The 18,338-nt window shown below is 62.0% G+C and carries 16 protein-coding genes and 1 pseudogene; 11 read left to right on the top strand and 6 right to left on the bottom strand.

Annotation, left to right across the window (positions count from 1 at the left end; all coding sequences use genetic code 11):
* Positions 1–40 precede the first annotated feature (40 nt).
* The 9 genes from HQ843_RS27735 (at position 41) to HQ843_RS27695 (ending at position 9,094) form a co-directional block, all read left to right on the top strand.
* A complete protein-coding gene (locus HQ843_RS27735; protein WP_180902755.1) occupies positions 41–1,006 on the top strand; it encodes an ABC transporter permease in 966 nt (321 codons plus the stop codon).
* Positions 1,007–1,063: 57 nt separating this feature from the next.
* Entirely contained in the window at positions 1,064–2,131 is a 1,068-nt protein-coding gene (locus HQ843_RS27730) for an ABC transporter substrate-binding protein (RefSeq protein WP_180902756.1), read from the top strand.
* Between the two features lie 17 nt (positions 2,132–2,148).
* Complete coding sequence (locus HQ843_RS27725; RefSeq protein ID WP_180902757.1) at positions 2,149–3,636, top strand: sugar ABC transporter ATP-binding protein; 1,488 nt, start codon at positions 2,149–2,151, stop codon at positions 3,634–3,636.
* Positions 3,633–4,571, top strand: a complete 939-nt coding sequence (locus HQ843_RS27720) for an ABC transporter permease (protein WP_180902758.1) — start codon at positions 3,633–3,635, stop codon at positions 4,569–4,571. The genes HQ843_RS27725 and HQ843_RS27720 overlap by 4 nt, the downstream gene beginning before the upstream one ends.
* Before the next feature lie 14 nt (positions 4,572–4,585).
* Positions 4,586–5,458 carry an SMP-30/gluconolactonase/LRE family protein gene (locus HQ843_RS27715; protein ID WP_180902759.1) on the top strand — a complete coding sequence of 291 codons (873 nt, stop codon included), beginning with the start codon at positions 4,586–4,588 and terminating at the stop codon, positions 5,456–5,458.
* 101 nt (positions 5,459–5,559) lie between these two features.
* The gene (locus HQ843_RS27710; protein WP_246710475.1) at positions 5,560–6,243 is read left to right on the top strand and encodes a GntR family transcriptional regulator; all 684 of its coding nucleotides are present in this window, start codon (positions 5,560–5,562) and stop codon (positions 6,241–6,243) included.
* Between the two features lie 352 nt (positions 6,244–6,595).
* The gene (locus HQ843_RS27705; RefSeq protein WP_371822232.1) at positions 6,596–7,411 is read left to right on the top strand and encodes a transketolase; all 816 of its coding nucleotides are present in this window, start codon (positions 6,596–6,598) and stop codon (positions 7,409–7,411) included.
* Position 7,412: 1 nt separating this feature from the next.
* Positions 7,413–8,393, top strand: a complete 981-nt coding sequence (locus HQ843_RS27700; protein ID WP_180902762.1) for a transketolase family protein — start codon at positions 7,413–7,415, stop codon at positions 8,391–8,393.
* A gap of 11 nt (positions 8,394–8,404) precedes the next feature.
* Entirely contained in the window at positions 8,405–9,094 is a 690-nt protein-coding gene (locus HQ843_RS27695) for an SDR family NAD(P)-dependent oxidoreductase (protein WP_180902763.1), read from the top strand.
* 136 nt (positions 9,095–9,230) lie between these two features.
* On the opposite strand, the pseudogene HQ843_RS27690 reads toward HQ843_RS27695, so the two are convergent.
* The 6 genes and pseudogenes from HQ843_RS27690 to HQ843_RS27665 form a co-directional block, all read right to left on the bottom strand.
* Positions 9,231–9,518: pseudogene (locus HQ843_RS27690) on the bottom strand (sugar phosphate isomerase/epimerase family protein); the annotation flags it as partial.
* 27 nt (positions 9,519–9,545) lie between these two features.
* On the bottom strand, positions 9,546–10,928 hold the full coding sequence (locus HQ843_RS27685) for an FAD-dependent oxidoreductase (protein ID WP_305799383.1): 1,383 nt from the start codon (positions 10,926–10,928) through the stop codon (positions 9,546–9,548).
* 30 nt (positions 10,929–10,958) lie between these two features.
* On the bottom strand, positions 10,959–12,212 hold the full coding sequence (locus HQ843_RS27680; RefSeq protein WP_180902765.1) for an LVIVD repeat-containing protein: 1,254 nt from the start codon (positions 12,210–12,212) through the stop codon (positions 10,959–10,961).
* Between the two features lie 77 nt (positions 12,213–12,289).
* Positions 12,290–13,303, bottom strand: a complete 1,014-nt coding sequence (locus HQ843_RS27675) for a sugar ABC transporter substrate-binding protein (RefSeq protein WP_180903548.1) — start codon at positions 13,301–13,303, stop codon at positions 12,290–12,292.
* Positions 13,304–13,480: 177 nt separating this feature from the next.
* Positions 13,481–14,533, bottom strand: a complete 1,053-nt coding sequence (locus tag HQ843_RS27670; RefSeq protein WP_246710474.1) for an ABC transporter permease — start codon at positions 14,531–14,533, stop codon at positions 13,481–13,483.
* A gap of 18 nt (positions 14,534–14,551) precedes the next feature.
* Positions 14,552–16,120, bottom strand: a complete 1,569-nt coding sequence (locus HQ843_RS27665) for a sugar ABC transporter ATP-binding protein (RefSeq protein WP_180902559.1) — start codon at positions 16,118–16,120, stop codon at positions 14,552–14,554.
* A 424-nt stretch (positions 16,121–16,544) separates the two neighbouring features.
* On the opposite strand from HQ843_RS27665, the gene HQ843_RS27660 reads away from it, so the two are divergent.
* Entirely contained in the window at positions 16,545–17,333 is a 789-nt protein-coding gene (locus HQ843_RS27660) for a FadR/GntR family transcriptional regulator (RefSeq protein WP_180902560.1), read from the top strand.
* 12 nt (positions 17,334–17,345) lie between these two features.
* A complete protein-coding gene (gene denD, locus HQ843_RS27655; RefSeq protein ID WP_180902561.1) occupies positions 17,346–18,338 on the top strand; it encodes a D-erythronate dehydrogenase in 993 nt (330 codons plus the stop codon).

The following is an 18,338-nucleotide window of genomic DNA, read 5'->3' as shown; positions in this document are numbered from 1 at the left end:
TTTCGTCCGGGGTGAAGCGAGCACCAGAAAGGAAAGCGAGATGACGAACACGGTGATGCGCAGGATCGGTTTCTGGCCGCGCTCGGCGTTGCGCACGGTTATGGAAGTGCCAGCCTATCCGACGCTGATCGTGCTGATCATCCTTGCCTGGATCGTCCAGCCGCGACTGCTGACGCTGCCGTTTCTAATGATTGTCCTGCGGCAGGCTGCCCCGCTGGGTGTGCTGGCGCTCGGACAGCTTCACCCGATGATCGGGCGGTCCATCGATATGTCGATCGGCGGTGTCATCGCCCTTTGCAACGTGCTTCTGGCCATGCCCATGATCGCCAACGGGCCCGCTGCCGGATCGGTGCTGCTGCCGCTGGCTGTTGGCGGACTGGTGGGTCTTGCCAATGCCTTTTTGATCGCGCGGCTGCGCGCATCCGCCGTTGTCGTCACGCTCGGCATGTCGATCGTGCTGGTCGGCATCAGCTATATCGTCAGCGGCGGTGCGCCGGGCGGCGAGGTTAACGCGGTGATCGAATGGCTCGGTTCGGGCCGGTGGGGTCGTTTCCCCATTGCCGGCGCTGTGCTGTTCGCGCTCACCGCGCTGTGCTGGTTCGCTCTGAAGAAGGGCGTGTTCGGCCACGGACTCTATGCGCTCGGCTCAAGCTTCGGGGCAGCCTTTCTCGGCGGCGTTCCGGTCAACAGGTCGCTGGTCATGGCCCATGTCGCAGGCGGTCTTCTGGCCGGCGTCGCCGCTATCCTTCTGACCGGCTACATCGGCACGGGCACGCTGAACCTCGGCGCCGATCTGGTTCTGGCCTCGGTTGCAGCCGTGGTGCTGGGAGGCACCAGTTTCGGTGGCGGCACTGGCGGTGCGCTCGGCGCACTGGCCGGCGCTCTGGCGCTGACCTTCCTTGCCAACCTGCTGACGGGCATGGGCGTCGGCAAGCCGGCGCAGTTGATCATCCAGGGCGCAATCATCGTGGTCGCGGCAGGGCTTGCCAAGCGACGGTCTCATTAGCCTGGCCCCCGGGTCCGGTAATCAAAGCGCCGTCGGCGCATCAAAGGGAGAGAGAAAATGAAAATGCATTCGTTCAAACTGCTGCTCGGCGTTTCTGCGCTGGCCTTTATCGGGAGCGGCGCGATCGCGCAGGACGTCCCCGCCCTCAACCCGGCGCTTGAGCCGCTCGAAGGCAGCGCCGAGGTGACTGGCATGGAAGTCGACAAGGACGCCTTCGTTCTCGGCCTCAGCAATATTTCGGTCGTCAACACCTGGCGGGTTCAGATGATCGAAGAAGCAATTCATGAAGCTGAAATCCAGCCGGCGGTTTCCGAAATGATCGTGACCGACGCGGGCGGCGATGTCAGCAAGCAGGTCTCCGACATCGAGGATCTGGTTTCGCGCGGCATTGACGCCCTCCTGGTCGCTCCGGGTTCAGAAGTAGCGCTCAACGGCGTGCTGCAGAGCGTTTATGATGCCGGTATTCCGGTCATCATCTTCTCCTCCAATGCAACGCCGGATGACTACACCGTCAAGATCCTCGGCGACGACGTCGATTTCGGTCGCGCCGGCGCACAGTTTCTGGCCGACACGCTGGACGGCAAGGGCAATGTGATCGCTATCCGCGGCATTTCCGGGAATTCGATTGAAAATGACCGCTGGAAGGGTGTCGAGGAAGTCTTCGCCAACTATCCCGATATCAAAGTGATCGACGAAGGCTTTGCCGACTGGGCCTACGACAAGGGCAAACAGGTGTGCGAGTCGCTTCTGGTCGCCCATTCGGATGTCGACGCGATCTGGTCGTCCGGCGGCGCCATGACCCAGGCCTGCGCCGAGGTGATCGAGGATTACGGCCTGCCGATGATCCCGATGACCGGTGAAGGCAATAACGGCTTCCTGCGCATCTGGCAGGAAATGGACCTGGATACGGTCGCGCCGCAATACCCGACCTGGTTCGGCCAGCAGGCCGTCATCGCCGCCGTGCGTCTGCTCGAAGGCGAGACCGTCTATCATGACTATGCGCTGCGTCCCACGCCGATCACCAAGGAAACCATTGCCGAATACTACCGTCCGGACCTCAATGACTCCTACTGGGTCGGCTCCAGCCTGCCGGACGAAACCCTCGTCGAGATCTACGGCAAGTAACAGGCTCGGAGGGCGCTATGCTTCTGGAAGCGATAGACATCGAAAAGTCCTTCGGGCCGGTGCAGGCCCTGAAAGGGGTCTCGCTTGCCCTGCGTGAGGGCTCGGTTCATGCCGTGCTCGGTGAAAACGGGGCTGGCAAGTCCACTTTGATGAAAATCTTTTCCGGCGTTTACGCGCCCTCCGGCGGTGATTTTCGTATCAAGGGAGAGGCCGTGCGGTTTGCCAATGCCGAACAGGCACGGGCCGCGGGCATCTCCACGATTTTTCAGGAATTCATCCTGTTGCCAAACCTGTCCGTTGCCGAGAACCTTTATCTTGGCAACGAACCCCGCAACCGCTTCGGCGGGATCGACCGCGCCCGCATGCGCCGCGATGCCGCCGCCATTCTCGATGAAATGGGTCTTTCCATCGACCCCGACGTGGTCACCGGCAGCCTCAGGGTCGCCGATCAGCAGATGGTGGAAATCGCCAAGGGCATGATCCGCGATGCCGATATTTTCGTGTTCGACGAACCGACGGCGGCACTTGGCGATCGCGAGGCCGAAAAGCTCTTCGGCTTCATCCGCGATCTGCAGGCCCGCGGCAAAGGCATCCTCTACATCTCGCACCGTCTTCCGGAACTGTTTGAACTCTGCGATGAGGTGACGGTTCTGAAAGATGGTCAGTTCGCCGGCCATTTCATGATGAAGGATGTGACCGACGACCAGTTGATCGCGACCATGGTCGGTCGCGACCTTGAACAACTTTATCCGCCGCGCTCCTCACGCGGCCTCAATCAGGATCCGATGCTGGAACTGAAGAATGTGAAGGTCGAAGGACTGAAAGGCCCGGTAAACTTTCATGTCGGCGCCCATGAGATCGTCGGGCTCGCGGGTCTCGAAGGTCAGGGCCAGATCGAGGTCACCCGCGCCATCTTCGAAGGGCATACGCTGGTCGATGGCGACATCCTGTTTGATGGCGCGCCCTTCGATCATTCCGGCCCCATGGGCGGCATCAGGGCCGGCATCGGGCTGATCCCGGAAGACCGCAAGGCGGAAGGGCTTCTTCTGTCTCTCGGCGTCGACCGGAACATTTCGCTTGGTCTGCTGCCGGGACGCAGCCTGTTCGGACTGGCGCCGATGCCGACGCCCAAGATCGAAAAGCTGATCGAGCGGCTGAATGTGCGCATGCGCGGTCCAACTCAGCCGATCGGCGAACTGTCCGGCGGCAACCAGCAAAAGGCGCTACTGGCGCGCTGGCTGCTGCGCGGCGTGAGTTTCCTGATCTGCGAAGAGCCGACCAGAGGCGTCGACATCGGCGCGAAATCCGAGATTTACACGCTTCTTCGCGAACTTGCCGAAAGCGGTGTTCCGGTTCTGGTGACATCGCGCGAACTGCCCGAACTGATCGGGCTTTGCGACCGGATCATCGTCCTCAGCGAGGGCGCGACCGTTGCCGAATTCGCCAGTGATGAGGCAACTGAAGAAGGCCTGATGAAGGCTGCGGTTCTGGGAGTAGCTGCATGAGACGTTCCGCTTCTGTTTCCGCCGTAAGCCAGCGTCGTCGGGCAGCCCTACCGGTACTGGTTATGATTATCGTTCTGGCGATTGCGCTGGCCTTCCTGTCACCGCGCATCCTGATGCCGCAGAACTTGCTGAACATTCTGAATCAGCAGGCAAGTCTGGTCGCGGTCACCATTGGCCAGACCTTCGTCATCCTGACAGGCGGGCTCGATCTTTCGGTCGGCTCGGTTGTGAGCCTGACGACGGCCATTCTCAGCCACAACGCCGCATGGTCGCTGCCAGCTGCGCTGGCCGCTGCCCTTGCCGTCGGTCTCGTCAATGCGCTCGGCATCACCCGGTTTGGCATCCATCCGATCCTGATGACGCTGTCGACCATGACCGCCGTTCAGGGGCTGGCGTTGATCGTGCGCCCGGTGCCGGGCGGTGAGGTGGCGGGCTGGCTGACGGCCTATGGCTCGGGCAAGCTGTTCGGCGTGGTTCCGCTGCCGATCCTTGCCGCCCTCATTCTCGTTGTCGGCGTCAGCTATGTGCTCGGCCGCACCTGCTTCGGCCTGCATGTCTACGCCACCGGCGCCTCGCAGGAGAGCGCGCGGCTTGGTGGCGTCAATGCGACCCGGATCGTGGTCTCGGTCTATCTGCTGTCATCGCTTTTCGCCTGCCTCGGCGGCATCAATGTCGCCGGCAGGCTGGCAAGCGGCGATCCGCTGGTCGGCGTGCCGTTCTCGGTGGATTCCATCGCCGCGACAGCGCTTGGGGGAACCATGCTGTCGGGCGGTATGGGCGGCATTCTCGGTCCCATTGGCGGGGTGCTGTTTCTGGCGCTGCTCGGCAACGGGCTGAACTTCCTGAATGTGTCGACTTACTATCAGATGATTATCAAGGGCGTGTTGCTGATCCTTGCGGTCAGCGCGCACCGCCGATCCACGCCTGGCCTTTGAAAAGGGAGAGAGAAATGGACATCAAGAAACTTGTCGCCTGCGACACCGTGCTGGGCGAAGGCCCGCTCTGGGATATCCCCGAACAGCGGCTTTACTGGATCGACAGCCTCGGCAACAAGATCTTCCGCGCCACCGAAGACGGCAACGAGGTCAAGGTCTGGGACGTACCCCAGAATATCGGCGCCATGGCGCTGAGGGACAAGGGCGGTGCCCTGCTCTCGCTTGCCGACGGCTTCTATACTTTCGACTTCGAAACCGGAGAAGCGACGGTGCTGGAAAAGGTCCAGCACAAATCTGCGACCGTGCGGCTGAACGACGGCAAGGTGGACAAGCACGGACGCTATGTCTGCGGTAGCCTCGAAACGACCGAAACAAAGCCGGATGCGCTGCTCTACTCGGTCGGCACCGACCTGTCGGTCCGTCAGATCGACGACAATATCACCGTTTCCAACGGCCCCTGCTGGAGCCCGGACGGGTCGATCTTCTACTTTGCCGACAGCCGGGCGAAGATGATCTATGCCTATGATTATGATCTTGAAACCGGCGCGGTTTCGAACAAGCGGGATTTCCATGCCTTCGGTCCCGAAGACGGCTTGCCGGATGGCGCCACCGTGGATGCGGAAGGCTGTGTCTGGTCGGCCGGTGTCTACAAGGGCAAGATCCACCGCATCGCACCGGACGGAGCGCGCCTTCTGACGATCGACATGCCGACGCTCTGCGTTGCATCGGTGATGTTCGGCGGGGCCAATCTCGATCGGCTCTACGTGCCGACCATGCGCACACCGCCGGTTCCCGATGTCGATGAGACCCATCCCGATGCGGGATCGCTGTTCGTGATTGACGGCCTCGGCATTCGCGGTGTTCCGGAGAACCGGTTCGGAGGTTAAGCGATGCGATGCGCAGTTGTTTCAGAAACAAAACTATCGGCGCACGTCCGGTATTGGCGCTATAGTCGCCTTACGTTTAACCCCAGGTGGATTGAGTGGGAATGAAGATGACGCAGCCGGAACCAATCTCCAGGGCAAATCTTTCCGAACAGCTTTACCAGCGCCTGCGCCAGGGGCTGATGGATGGTCAGTACCATCCGGGCCAGCGCCTGACGATTTCGGAACTGGCAAAGCAGCACGGCACCTCCAGCACGCCGGTGCGGGAGGCGATGTTCCGGCTTGTCAGCGAACGCGCGCTGGAGATCAAGGCCGCGACATCGGTGTTCGTGCCGAAGCTGACGCCGCGCGATCTGCGCGAGATCATCTCGATCCGGATCGATCTTGAGGGTATGGCGGCCTATCGCTGCGCCGAGATCTGCACCCCGGCGGATATTGCTGAACTGGAAGATATCAACAGGCATTTCATCCAGGCGGCAGCAGAGGATCCGGAAGCGGCAAGCCGCATCAATCGCAATTTTCACTTCAAGATTCTGCAGCTCGCCGAGATGCCGTTTGTCGAATCGATCTGCGAAACGATGTGGACGCTGATGGGGCCTTTTCTGCGGACCTTTCACGAGGAGGTCCCTGCCCGCCAGCTGTCCGCGGACAACCACCGTCATTTCCCTGCGCTGGAAGCCATGCGGCGCAGCGACGCCGATGCCGCCCGGGCGGCGATGCAAGACGATATCCGCTGGGGCATCACGCTCGTCGATCGCCAGTACGGCACTGAGCAGACGGAATCCTAGCTCCGCAACCTGAAGACCCGACCACCCTTGCCAAGTGCTGCCGGCCCGCGCGGCCGGACCGGGTCACGACATCGTCGCAACAGATCGTGTATCATATATAATGATCCAATCTGATCTGGCTGCAGTGAAATACTGAGAGCGGCACCGCCCCTGGTGCAGGCGCTCCGGTGAATTGTTCAGACGCATTTTCAAGTTCGGCAGGCGACGCCGGTCGGTCACGAAAATGCTTTGCAAGCCCGCTGACCGCATCCGGTCAGCCAACCTCATCAGGAGGAAAGACATGTCAGGTCAAACGGAAGGGGGGGCGGCGCCGGTGCCGAACAATTTCACCCCGACGCAGGACACCATCGAAATGCTGCGCGAGCGCGCAAAGTTCATCCGGCTGGAAACGGTGCGGCTGATCGACATCGCCAAGACCGGGCACTACACCTCGGTCTTCTCCGCCGCTGAAGCCTTTGCGGCGCTCTACTACGATGTCATGAACATCCGACGAGGCGAGCCGGACTGGTCCGGGCGCGACCGGTTCACGATCGGCAAGGGCCATGCCGCCGTCGGCCTGTTCCCGATCTATGCCGATCTCGACTTCTTCCCGACGGAGTGGCTCGACAGCTACACCCGTCTCGGCAGCCCGCTCGGCGACCACCCTGACATGCGAAAGGTTCCGGGCGTCGACTTCTCCTCCGGATCCATCGGCCATGCGCTCTCCAACGGTCTCGGCATCGCGCTGGCGCAGCGCTGGACCGGCGAAGACTACAAGGTCTTCTGCATGATGGGCGATGGCGAAATGCAGGAAGGCCAGGTCTGGGAAGCGGCACTCTGCGCCGCCCAGCATAAAGCGAAGAACCTGATCGCGATCGTCGATCGCAATGGCTATCAGCTCGACGGCAAGGTTGATGACGTCATGAATATCGAGCCGCTGGACGAGAAATGGCGCTCCTTCGGCTGGGAAGTCCACACCGTGGATGGCCATGACATTTCCGCCCTGACCGAGCTTCTGCGCCGGCTCCGCGCCGATGAAACGCGCGAAGGGCCGGTATGCATCATCTCCCGCACGATCAAGGGAAAGGGCATCTCCTACATGGAGACGGAACCGGGCTGGCATCTGGGCTGGCTCGATACGCCGGACGCCGAAGCTGCGATAGAAGAAATCAATTCGAAGGTGATCTGAGATGAGTGCGCTGAAGTCTTCCGAATCCTGGCATTACCGTGCCTTGAACATCAAAAACCCAGGCCTCGATCACCTGTCTAACGGGCTGATCGATCTAGTCGAGGCCGGCCACAATGTCGTCGCCGGCTCCGCAGATCTCCAGTATTCCAACGGGCTCAACCGGTTCGCGGAGAAGTATCCGGACCGCTATCTGTCCTTCGGCATTTCCGAGCAGAACATGGTGAGCGTCGCTGCCGGCATCGCAACCACCGGGGTCACGCCTTTCGTTGCCACCTTTGCATCCTTCGTCGGACTGCTAGCCTGCGAGCAGATCCGCATGGACATCGCCTACAGCGCCCAGCCGGTGCGCCTGATCGGTCATCACACCGGCATATCGATGGGCTTTTACGGCACCTCGCATCATGCGACGGAAGATATCGGGACGATGCGCTCGATTGCCGATCTGACCATTGTCTCGCCCTCCGACGGCGCACAGCTTGAAGCTGCTATCCGCGCTTCGGCGGAGTGGGACCAGCCGATCTATTTCCGCATCGGCCGTGGTCGCGACCCTGTCATCTACGAAGGAGGAACCACCTTCCGCTTCGGCAAGGCGCAGGAGCATGGCCGCGGTGAGGAGCTTACGATCATCGCCTGCGGGATCACCGTCCATGCCGCGATCGAGGCGGCGAATGCGATGAATGCCGCGGGCCGTTCCGTGGGCGTCATAGACATGGCTTCGATCAAGCCGCTGGATCGCGACGCCGTCCTCGAGGCGGCTGAACGGTCGTCGCGGCTGATGACGGTCGAGGAGCACAATGTGCTGGGTGGTCTTGGCGCAGCCGTTGCCGAGGTTCTCGCCGACGAGGGCGTTGGCAAGAAGCTGAAGCGTCATGGCATCTATGACGAGTATTCGCTGATCGCCCCGCCAACGCATCTGCTTGCTCATTACAAGCTCGATAGCGCCGGTATCAAGGACGTTGCCGAAGCGTTTCTGGCAAGCTGAAGGAGCGGACGATGAAAACAGCAATTATCACGGGAGGCGGGACTGGCATCGGTCTCGCAACGGGTACGCGCCTTTTGGCGGAGGGCTACCGGGTCATCGCCGGAGGATTGGATGCTGACGACGACATGACCGAAGGGATCGAGTTCATCCGCACGGACGTGACCTCACAAGCAGATCTTGCGGCATTGATGGACCGGACCGACCGGATCGACGCGCTTGTCAATTGCGCCGGCATCATCCGCCAGTCCGCCGAATGGGAGCCGGAGGTATTCCGCCAGGTGATGGAAATCAACGTGACGGCAAGCCTTGCTGCCGCGAACCTTGCGAAGAGCCGGCTCGAGGCTACAGGCGGATCGGTGGTCAACATCGCGTCGATGTGGAGCTTCTTCGGGTCAGCAGGTTCGCCTGCCTATGCCTCCTCCAAGGGCGCGATTGTTTCCCTCACCCGGTCTCTGGCCGTCGCCTGGGGCAAGAACGGCGTGCGCGTCAACGCCGTGGCACCGGGCTGGGTTGATACCCGCATGGGCGCCGGAGCGAAGAACGATCCGGAACGCGGCCCGAAGATCACGGCACGGATCCCGCTCGGTCGCTGGGCCGAACCGATGGAGATCGCGAATGTGATCCATTTCCTGGTGTCCGACGAAGCGTCCTATGTCCACGGCGCGGTCCTGCCGATCGACGGCGGCTATTCGATCGCCTGATATAACGCTCGCTCGGGATGCCGGCCCTGTTGGCATTCCGAGCTTCGCGGTCAGGCGGCTCCCACGGCTTCTCGATGCGGGTGGCTTTGGCCAGTGAAGCTTCTGCGGCTGTTCTTTCCGCAGAGCAACCTGCCTGCTACGGCCGTCCGATTAGCGGCTTGATATAGTCAAACGCCTCGCGCGCAAAGCGGTCCGGGTCCGACGAGCGGTGGTCGAAACCGATCTCCATGGTGAGATAACCCTTGAAGTCGAGCGCTTTCAGATCGGAAATGATCGCGCGGTAGTCCGCTCTGCCCCCGTTGGAAGGAGCCGCGCGGTTTTCGTCGGCGAGGTGGATATGGTGGAGGTCCGCCCCCATGCGCCGGACATAGTCGCTGGACACTTCGTTGCAATAGATGACGTGATAGGTGTCGAACATCAGCTTGACATTCGAGCGCCCTTAGCCATCGCCTCAACCAGCCTGCCGGAGGACATCGGGCACCGGCTCGTCCGGCGTGCCCAGCCAGACCCCGAGATCGCGCAATCGCGCCTGCACCTCGGCGACAGCTATTTGCGAGGTCGGTACGCGCCGGCCAGCCGCAAGAGCGGCCGCGATCGCCGCCGCCTCGCCCGTCATGGTGCAGGCCGGCACGTTCCGCGTCGAGCCGAAGGCGTTTTCATCGACGGAAATGCAGCGTCCGGCGAGAAGCAGGTTGTCGATCTTCAGCGGCACGAGGCAGCGGAAGGGAATGCCGTAACCAATGCCCACATGATCCATGATCGCGCGACTGCCGCCGGGCTCGTGCACGTCGACGGGCGAATTGCAAAGGCCGATCGCGTCTTCGAAGCGATGATTGCCGCGAACCTCGGCTTCGGTCAGGACATACTCGCCTCTCACGCGGCGGGTCTCCCTGATGCCGAGCTTCGGCGCGACCTCGAGGAAGATCGCGTTTTCAAAACCCCTGACGTAGCGTTGCAGAAAATCGAACGCGCAATAAGCCTGTTTGCGGATCTCGATCTCCGCGCGGCTGAGATCCCGGTCATCAAGGCCATTGCCCTGGAACCGGGTGACGTTCACGCTGATCTCGCCCGGGATCAGGCCGGTTTTCATGGTGATATGGTCCTTGGGGATGATCCAGTCGAAGCCTTCCGCGACCTTGTCCTTGATGCGCTGCTGGAAGCCGGTCAGGAGCACAGCCATCGCATAATCCTCGTTGCGATCCCCGGCCTCCTTCGGATAGACGACCTCCCACATATCGGCGCGGTTTTCCTCGCAATCGGCAATCAGCGCCGGCACGTTCACGTTCAGCACGCGGAAATAGGACGTGATCGGCTGCGTCAGGCCGTCGCTTTGCCGGCCGAGCATGAAATCGGCGCCGGCAAGGGCCGCGACATCCCCATCGCCCGATGCATCGATGAAGGCATGGGCGATGACGAGGCTTTCGCCGGATTTGGCGCGGATCAAAAGCCCGTGCATCGCACCGTCCTTCATCACCGTCTGGACGACATTGGCGCGCAGAAGCACTTCAACACCGGACTCCTCTACCATTTCGATGATGACGCGCTGCATCACCTCGGCATCGAACGTGCCCGTATACTTGCCCCAGTAGGATTCCCGGATGCGACCGTCCGCCCCGCGATAGCCAACGCAACGCTCCAGCATTTCCTCGAATATCTTCGAGTTGATGAGCCCCGTGGGCTTGGTCAGCCGGCCGCCCGTGATCAGGCCGCCGAGAAAGCCGGTGCCTTCAAGCAGAAGCACTCTGGCGCCTTCCCTTGCCGCGCGGATTGCCGCGACGATACCGGAGGAGCCGGCGCCGGTCACCACCACGTCATAAGAGCCAAACAGGTTCATGGTCATTCCTTTCAAGCAAGCGGCGCGGGATCAGCCGGTATATTCCATGATGTAGAGACCGGCATTGTAGTCGGTCACATAGACCAGGCCCGCCGTGTCGACGAAAATGTCGCAGGACTGGATGATCGGCTTCTTGCCCGGCCTTTTGTCCATAAGGCCTTCGGGCGCCGGCGGCACCAGCGCGCCAACTTCCTTCGGCTGGTAGGCGTTCGAAATGTCGTAGACGCGCACGCCGGCATTCTGCCAGGTCGAGAAGATCAGCGATGAACTCTGGAAGCTTCCCGGCCTGTTCTCGTGGACGTTGTGCGGGCCGTAATGGGCGCCTTTGTGGGTATAATCCTGGTCCGAGGGCGGCGGCATGGTCGCGATCGGAACCGGATTTTCCGGGTTCGCGACATCGAAGATCCAGATATTCTTCAGCCCGTCCTCGAAATCGTCGAGCACTGCCTCGTCGACGACCACCAGCAGATCCCGCCCGCTGATCGGCAGGCAGTTATGCGTTCCGCCCTGAAAAGGCGGCGACCAGTTGGTGTGGCGGATGAGCCTGGGCTGCGTACGGTCGGCGACATCCATCACCACGAGGCCGGCATCGCGCCATGCGCCCCAGGCGATATCGCCATCGACAATCGCATGGTGAAGCCCGAATTTCGCGTTCGGGGACCAGGCCGGCGTCTCGCCTCCCGCCTTGTGCATGCCCGGCAGCGCGTAGCGGCCCGCTTCCCTCGGATTTTCCGGATCCGACATGTCGACCGTCATGAAAATGAAATCGGTATAGCCATCCAGGAGCGCGGAGACATAGGCCCACTTGCCACCGACCCACCAGATGCGGTGAATGCCGCCCGACACGGGCATGAAGCCGATACGCCGGGGACGGCCGGGCTCGGTGGCGATATCGTAGACCGCGAGCCCCGCATCCCAGTCCCGCCCCTTCTTCGGCTCGGCCGTTCCGAGCGCGGTGCCCGCAGCGGCCTTGTAGTAGGACGCTTCGTCGGCGAAAGCGGCGTCGGCAAAAACGTCCTTGCCGTGAATGACGAGCAACAGGCCGTCAGCCGCCTGAAGATGCACGTTCCAGGTGTTTTCCGGCGCCTGAACATAACCCGCCGGCTTCGGATTGGCGGGATCGCGCACGTCGACCACCGAAAATCCCCGGCTGAACAGATGGCCGATATAGGCGAATCCATCCTCGACCATCACCTGGATGCCGTCCCTGCGGCCGCCCTGGTCCGAATGGCCCACGAGGCGCATATTGCGGGCGTGGTCGGGTTTCATGATGTCTCTCGTCATGCGTCATTCCGTCGGTTGGCGTGATATTATGCGGGGCGCGCACGCAGCACGGCGCGCCCCGCTTCGGCATCAAGGGGTCAGCCCTTGACCATGTTGCCCCAGTTTTCGGGACTGTCGACATTGTCCTTCCAGATCATCACCGGCTGGATCAGCGTGGTCTCCTGCACCGGCTTGCCGCTGAAATGATTCTCCATCTGCTCGACGATGGATGAGCCCATGGAGAACGGATTCTGTCCGACATCGGCGGTCTGCGTTCCCTCGCGGATGCGCTCGAGGCCAAGCGGGGTGCCGTCGAATCCGATTACCGGAATGGCGCCTTCCTCGCCTTGCGGCTTCAGCCGGTCGATCTGACGCAGCGCCGAAACCACGCCGCGGATCATTTCGTCGTTATGCGCCCAGATGGCGGCGACGTTCGGATCGCGGGTAAAGGCATCGACCGTCAGCGTATGGGCATTGTCCGCCGTCCATTCCGCCTTCAGCGTTTCGATCGTGATGTCCGGATATTTCTCCGCCATCTGCTCATGAAAACCCTGGTAACGCTTCTCGGATTGCCCGGAGCCGATCGCGCCGCGGACCTCGAGGACACGCCCCTTTCCGCCCGTCAGCTCTGCAACGGCATCGGCCGCAGCCCGGCCGCCGGCGACGTCGTCAAAGGTATTGTAGGCAACCCATTCGCCTTCGGGCGGCAGGTTTTCGAGCATGAACAGCGGAATGTCGGCCTGATTGGCCTTGCGCACGCCGCCCTGCAGCAGTTTCGCGTCAACCGGATTGAGCAGGATGATGTCCGGCTGCTTGGAGAGTACGTCCAGCAACTGTGTGGTCTGGGCGGACGGGTCGCCCTTGCCGTCATAGACGGAAATTTTCATTCCCTTTTCGGCGGCGAGCTTCTTGATGTGATCGACCAGCGTCACCTGGTACTCGTATTGCAGGCCGAACGCGATATAGGCGAGGTTCTTGCCCTTGAGCGCGCTATCCTCGGCCTGCGCATGCCCTGGCAGGGCAATAGCGCTTGTCAGCAGCATGGCCGCGCCCGCAGCGAACTGCAAAACCGTGCGGCGTTTCGTTGGCATTCCGGTCTTCTTGTCCATCATGTTTCCTCCCAGTTGGACCTTCGAGACACCCTTTTCGGGGTGGTATTGCCATTCCCGTTTGCCGATCCATCGGGCAAGCGGATCCCCTTCGCCCCGGAGGGCGCTAATTTTTTCGACCGATAGGTTTGCATTTCCCTTCGCCGCAAATCGCACCGCGAACGCGAGGCCTGTCTGTCTCTAGGACGACTTGCTTGCGATGATTTTCCTGCGCATGCCCGCCTCCAGATAGTTTCGGCGATAGACATCGAGCGCGGCGGCGGCGGCGATCACCAGCCCCGAGACGACCGAATCCCAGTTCGGCGGAACGTTGAGCAGGTTGACCGCGTTCTGGACCAGCCCGAGCAGCAGCACGCCGAGCAGCATGCTTCCCATATTCCCCTCGCCGCCGAACAGGCTGACCCCGCCGATCACCACCGCCGCGATGACGGCAAGCTCCAGCCCCTGGGCCGCCGTGGCGGCCCCCGCCTCGAACCGGGCCGTAATGAGCAGCCCCGCAATCGCCGACATCAGGCCCGAAATCATGAAGGCGATGACGATGACGCGCTCGGTGTTGATACCGGCCAGCCGCGCGGCAAGCGGATTTCCACCGGTCGCATAGACCGAGCGACCGAAGGCCGTTCGCGAAAGCACGATCTGGGCGATGAGCGCCAGCGCCAGCGTCAGGACGATGACCGCCGGTATGCCGAAGATGCGCGCGGCCTGGAGTTCGACGAAGAAGGACGGAACGGGGGCGATATTCGTGCCTCCGGAATAGATATAGGCAAGGCCGCGACCGATGGTCATGGTTGCAAGCGTCGCGATCAACGCCGGGATGCGCAGCTTGGTTACGGCAAGGCCGTTCAAAAGCCCGAGACCGAGACCCGCCCCGAGCGCCACAACGACGCCGACCACCGGCGAGAAGCCCTGGAATTCAACCAGCCCCACCGACAGCACCGATGACAGCACCAGTACGGAGGCGACCGAGAGGTCGATACCGGCCACCAGGATAACGAAGGTCTGGCCGATCGCGACGACGGCGATGATCGTTGCCGCCTGCAACACGTTCTCGATATTGCGTACGGTGGCGAAGACCGGGCTCAGAACGCTCATGATGGCGCTGCCGAGCAGGATCACGGCAAGCAGTCCCACACTCTGCATCATATCGATGAAGGATATGCGTCCGCGCCAGGTGGAAATCCTGCCCTCGCCGTTCGGGGCAATATCGCTCATCGGTGTGTTCTCCAGTGCCATTCAAGTTTCTCCCCGACGTCAACCCGTCGTCGCATAGCTCATGATGGTTTCGCTGGTGATTTCCGCCCTGGTGAGCGAGGCGGAGATCCGCCCCGAACGCATCACCAGCACACGGTCCGACAGCGACAGGATTTCCGGCAATTCCGAACTGATCAGCAGGATGGCCATTCCGCTTTCGGCCAGACGGAGGATCAGTTCGCTGATTTCCGATTTGGCGCCGACATCGATACCCTTGGTCGGCTCATCGAGGATCAGAAGCTTCGGTTTGTGCGCCAGCCATCGGCCGAGCACGACCTTCTGCTGGTTGCCGCCCGACAGTGTCGAGACGCGCACCTTGGAGGATGGCGCCTTCACTGCAAGGCCGCGCATCTCACGTCCGACGATTTCATCCTCAAGGGCATTCGACAGGAAACCGTGGCGGGAAATCTTGTCGAACATGCCGAGCGTCATGTTGTTGCGCACGCTCATCAGCCCCACAAGGGCCTGGCGTCGCCGATCCTCGGGCACGAGGCCGATGCCGGCATCGATCGCCGCCTTGGGTTTGTTCGGGCGCACCCGGCGGCCGGAGACCTCGACGCTGCCCTCGTCATAGGGATCGATACCGAAGATGCAGGCCGCAAGCTCGCTTCGCCCGGCGCCAACGAGTCCCGACATGCCGACGATCTCGCCGGCCCTGACCTCGAATGAAATATCGTCCAGAACGCCTTCGCGCTTGAGATTGCTGACCTTGAGGACGACGTCGCCGATCGGGCGGGACTTGTGTTCGGTCTGGCGGACCTCCCGGCCGACCATCATGTGGATGACCTTTTGATGATCCAGTTCGTCTATCGGCCTGGTCGCCACCAGCCGGCCGTCGCGAAGCACCGTGACCCTGTCGGCGATGGCGAACACTTCTTCGAGCCAGTGCGACACGAACACGATGCCGAGGCCGTGCGCCCTGAGATCGTCGACCACGCGGAACAGGCGCTCGATCTCAGGCGGGGAAAGAGAGGTGGTGGGCTCGTCCATGACCAGAACCTTGGAATCCTCGGAAATGGCGCGGGCAATTTCCACCAGTTGCTGGTCCGCAGGCGACAGCCGGCCGGCCGGGGTGGTGATATTGAGATGCGGCGCGACGCGGGCTACCGCGGCGCGCGCCTTCTCCTTCTGCTTCTGCCTGGAGAGCCAGCCATAACGGCCGGGCCAGCGGCCGAGCATGATGTTTTCCGCGACCGATACCGCGGGAACCAGATGGGCATCCTGATGGATCGTGGCGACGCCGATGCGGTGCGCGGCGGCCGGATCGGCCTGCAGAGCGACGCCGTCTACCGTGATCTCGCCGCGATCTGGCGTATAGAAGCCGGCCATGAGCTTGATGAGCGTCGATTTGCCCGCTCCGTTTTCGCCCAGAAGCGCGGTCACTTCGCCGGCACGCACATCGAAATCGACATTGTCGAGCGCAAGCACGCCGGGAAACGATTTGGTCACGCCCCGGGCCACCAGGACGCTACGCCGTTCGCCAGCTCCGCGGCCCACCGCGGCGCCCGACTCGGCAATATTCATCGCACCGGCCCCGTCATGCCGGGCCGGCTCCAGACCAATAACCATTTTCGATTCCTCCCCGCCGCTCCCCGGCGTGCCGGCCCGAAACCGCAGCTTCATGTCCGACGATCTGCACGCTAGTAGGGACCGGTCCACTTGTCAACTGGCCGTAACACCGTGCCAGTTGAAATTTCCTTCACAGAAGTCAAACCCGAGACCACGGGTCTTTCAGACCCGATATCTCGTCCGATTCTGGAGAAAATTTTCACACGGGAAATCCATGAAGCCGCTACAGGGAATGAAAAGCCTCTTTAATATATTGTTTTAATGCTATTTTTTTAACTCGATTAACAGGGTACGCCTATTCTGGCAGTGACACACTCGTCACATCCTCGCCTCCCGCCATTTCGCTTTTTTTGCTGAAAGGGAGGTGACAGCTACCTCCGAATGGTTTAACTGGTCTATTAACTAGTCCATTCTAGGGGTATCAATGACCAACCTTCCGCTATCGCCTCTCCATGAGGTGATCCACAAGCAGACCGCCAAGGAAATGATCCGGGATAAGATCGTCTCGATGATCGCCTCCGGCATATTGCAGCGCGGCGATGAGTTGCCGAGCGAGCGGGAACTTTCCACGATGCTGGCGGTCAGCCGGGAAACGGTGCGCGGCGCGATACAGTTGCTCGCCGGCCAGGGCGTGGTTCAGGTCTCGCAGGGCGCGCGCACACGGGTCGCGCGCGTGGACGTCAAGGTCAGCACACAACGTATCGGCGTTACCGACCCCTCCTCGATCAACGGCTACAGCCTGGAAGCGGTGCACGCCGCGCGGCTATTGGTCGAAACGGCCGTGGCCGCGGACGCCGCGCGCCACCTGGGGCCGGAGGATATCCAGCGCCTCGAGTCCTCGATCGCAGCGCAGGAGCAGGCCATCAACGATCCGGTCCGCTTTCTGATCTGCGACAGGGAATTCCACCTGACGATCTACTACGCGTCAACGAACCGGCTGCTCGCCGACTTTGTGGTCGACCTCTACACCTATATGCTTGATCACCGCCGTATCGCCATGGGCCAGCCGGGCGCGATCGAGAAAAGCCTCGAAGATCACCGTTTCATCGTGCGGGCGCTGAAGATGCACAATCCCGAAGCGGTGGCGGCGGCGTTTTCCGAGCACATACTTCGCATTCACGACACATCGCGTGCCGTCGACGAAAGCGGCATCGCGCGGGCGGGCAGCCCCGCCAATGGCGCGGCGGTTTCGCACGCCAACGACGGAAAATAGGGAGCGGGCAGCATGAAAATCCTCATTACCGGCGCGGCCGGAATGATCGGCCGCAAGCTGGTACACGCTCTGATGCGCTCCGGGAAAGTGCGCGGCCAGCCGATACGCCACCTGATCCTCGCCGATATCATTGCGCCGGAAGCGCCCGATCTCGACGTGGAGATCGAGACCCTGGCGACGGACCTTTCGCAGCCCGGCGCCGCTGAGAGCCTCATCGCTGAACGGCCTGATCTCATCTTTCACCTGGCAGCCATCGTGTCAGGCGAAGCGGAAGCCGACTTCGAGAAAGGCTATCGCGTCAATCTCGACGGAACGCGCGCCCTGTTCGAGGCCATTCGGCTTGTCGGCCGGGAACGGCCCTACATGCCGCGCGTCGTCTTCACCTCTTCGATCGTCGTCTTCGGCAATCCGCTGCCCCCTGTCATCGGCGACAGCCATTGCCTGACCCCGCTGACAAGCTACGGCACGCAGAAGGCCATCTGCGAACTGCTGCTCGCCGACTATTCGCGCAACGGCTTTTTCGACGGCATCGGAATCCGGTTGCCGACCATTTCGATCCGGCCCGGCAAGCCCAACAAGGCCGCCTCGGGGTTCTTTTCCTCGATCCTGCGGGAGCCGCTGATCGGAGAGGAAGCGGTCCTTCCCGTGAGCGAGACCGTTCGTCACTGGTTTGCAAGTCCGCGCGCGGCGATCGGGTTCCTGCTTCATGCGGCCGAAATCGATACCCGCCCGCTCGGCCAGCTGCGCACGCTGACCATGCCGGGCCTTTCGGCAACGGTCGGCGATCAGATCGAGGCGTTGCGCCGCGTCGCCGGTGAACAGGCGGTCCGGCTGATCCGCCGCGAGCCCGACAGGGACATCGCGGCCATCATCTCCGGCTGGCCGCAGGGCTTCGACGCCCGCCGCGCCGAGGCGCTCGGCTTCCGCGGCGAGGCATCGTTCGAGGAAATCATTCGGGTCCATCTCGAGGATGAACTCGAAAGCCGGATAGCGGAGCACCATTGA

This window comes from Martelella sp. NC20, from assembly GCF_013459645.1.
In the GTDB taxonomy this organism is placed as follows: Bacteria; Pseudomonadota; Alphaproteobacteria; order Rhizobiales; family Rhizobiaceae; genus Martelella.
The sequence above is the reverse complement of the archived record's forward strand: the minus strand, read 5'-3'. Positions and strand labels throughout refer to the sequence as shown.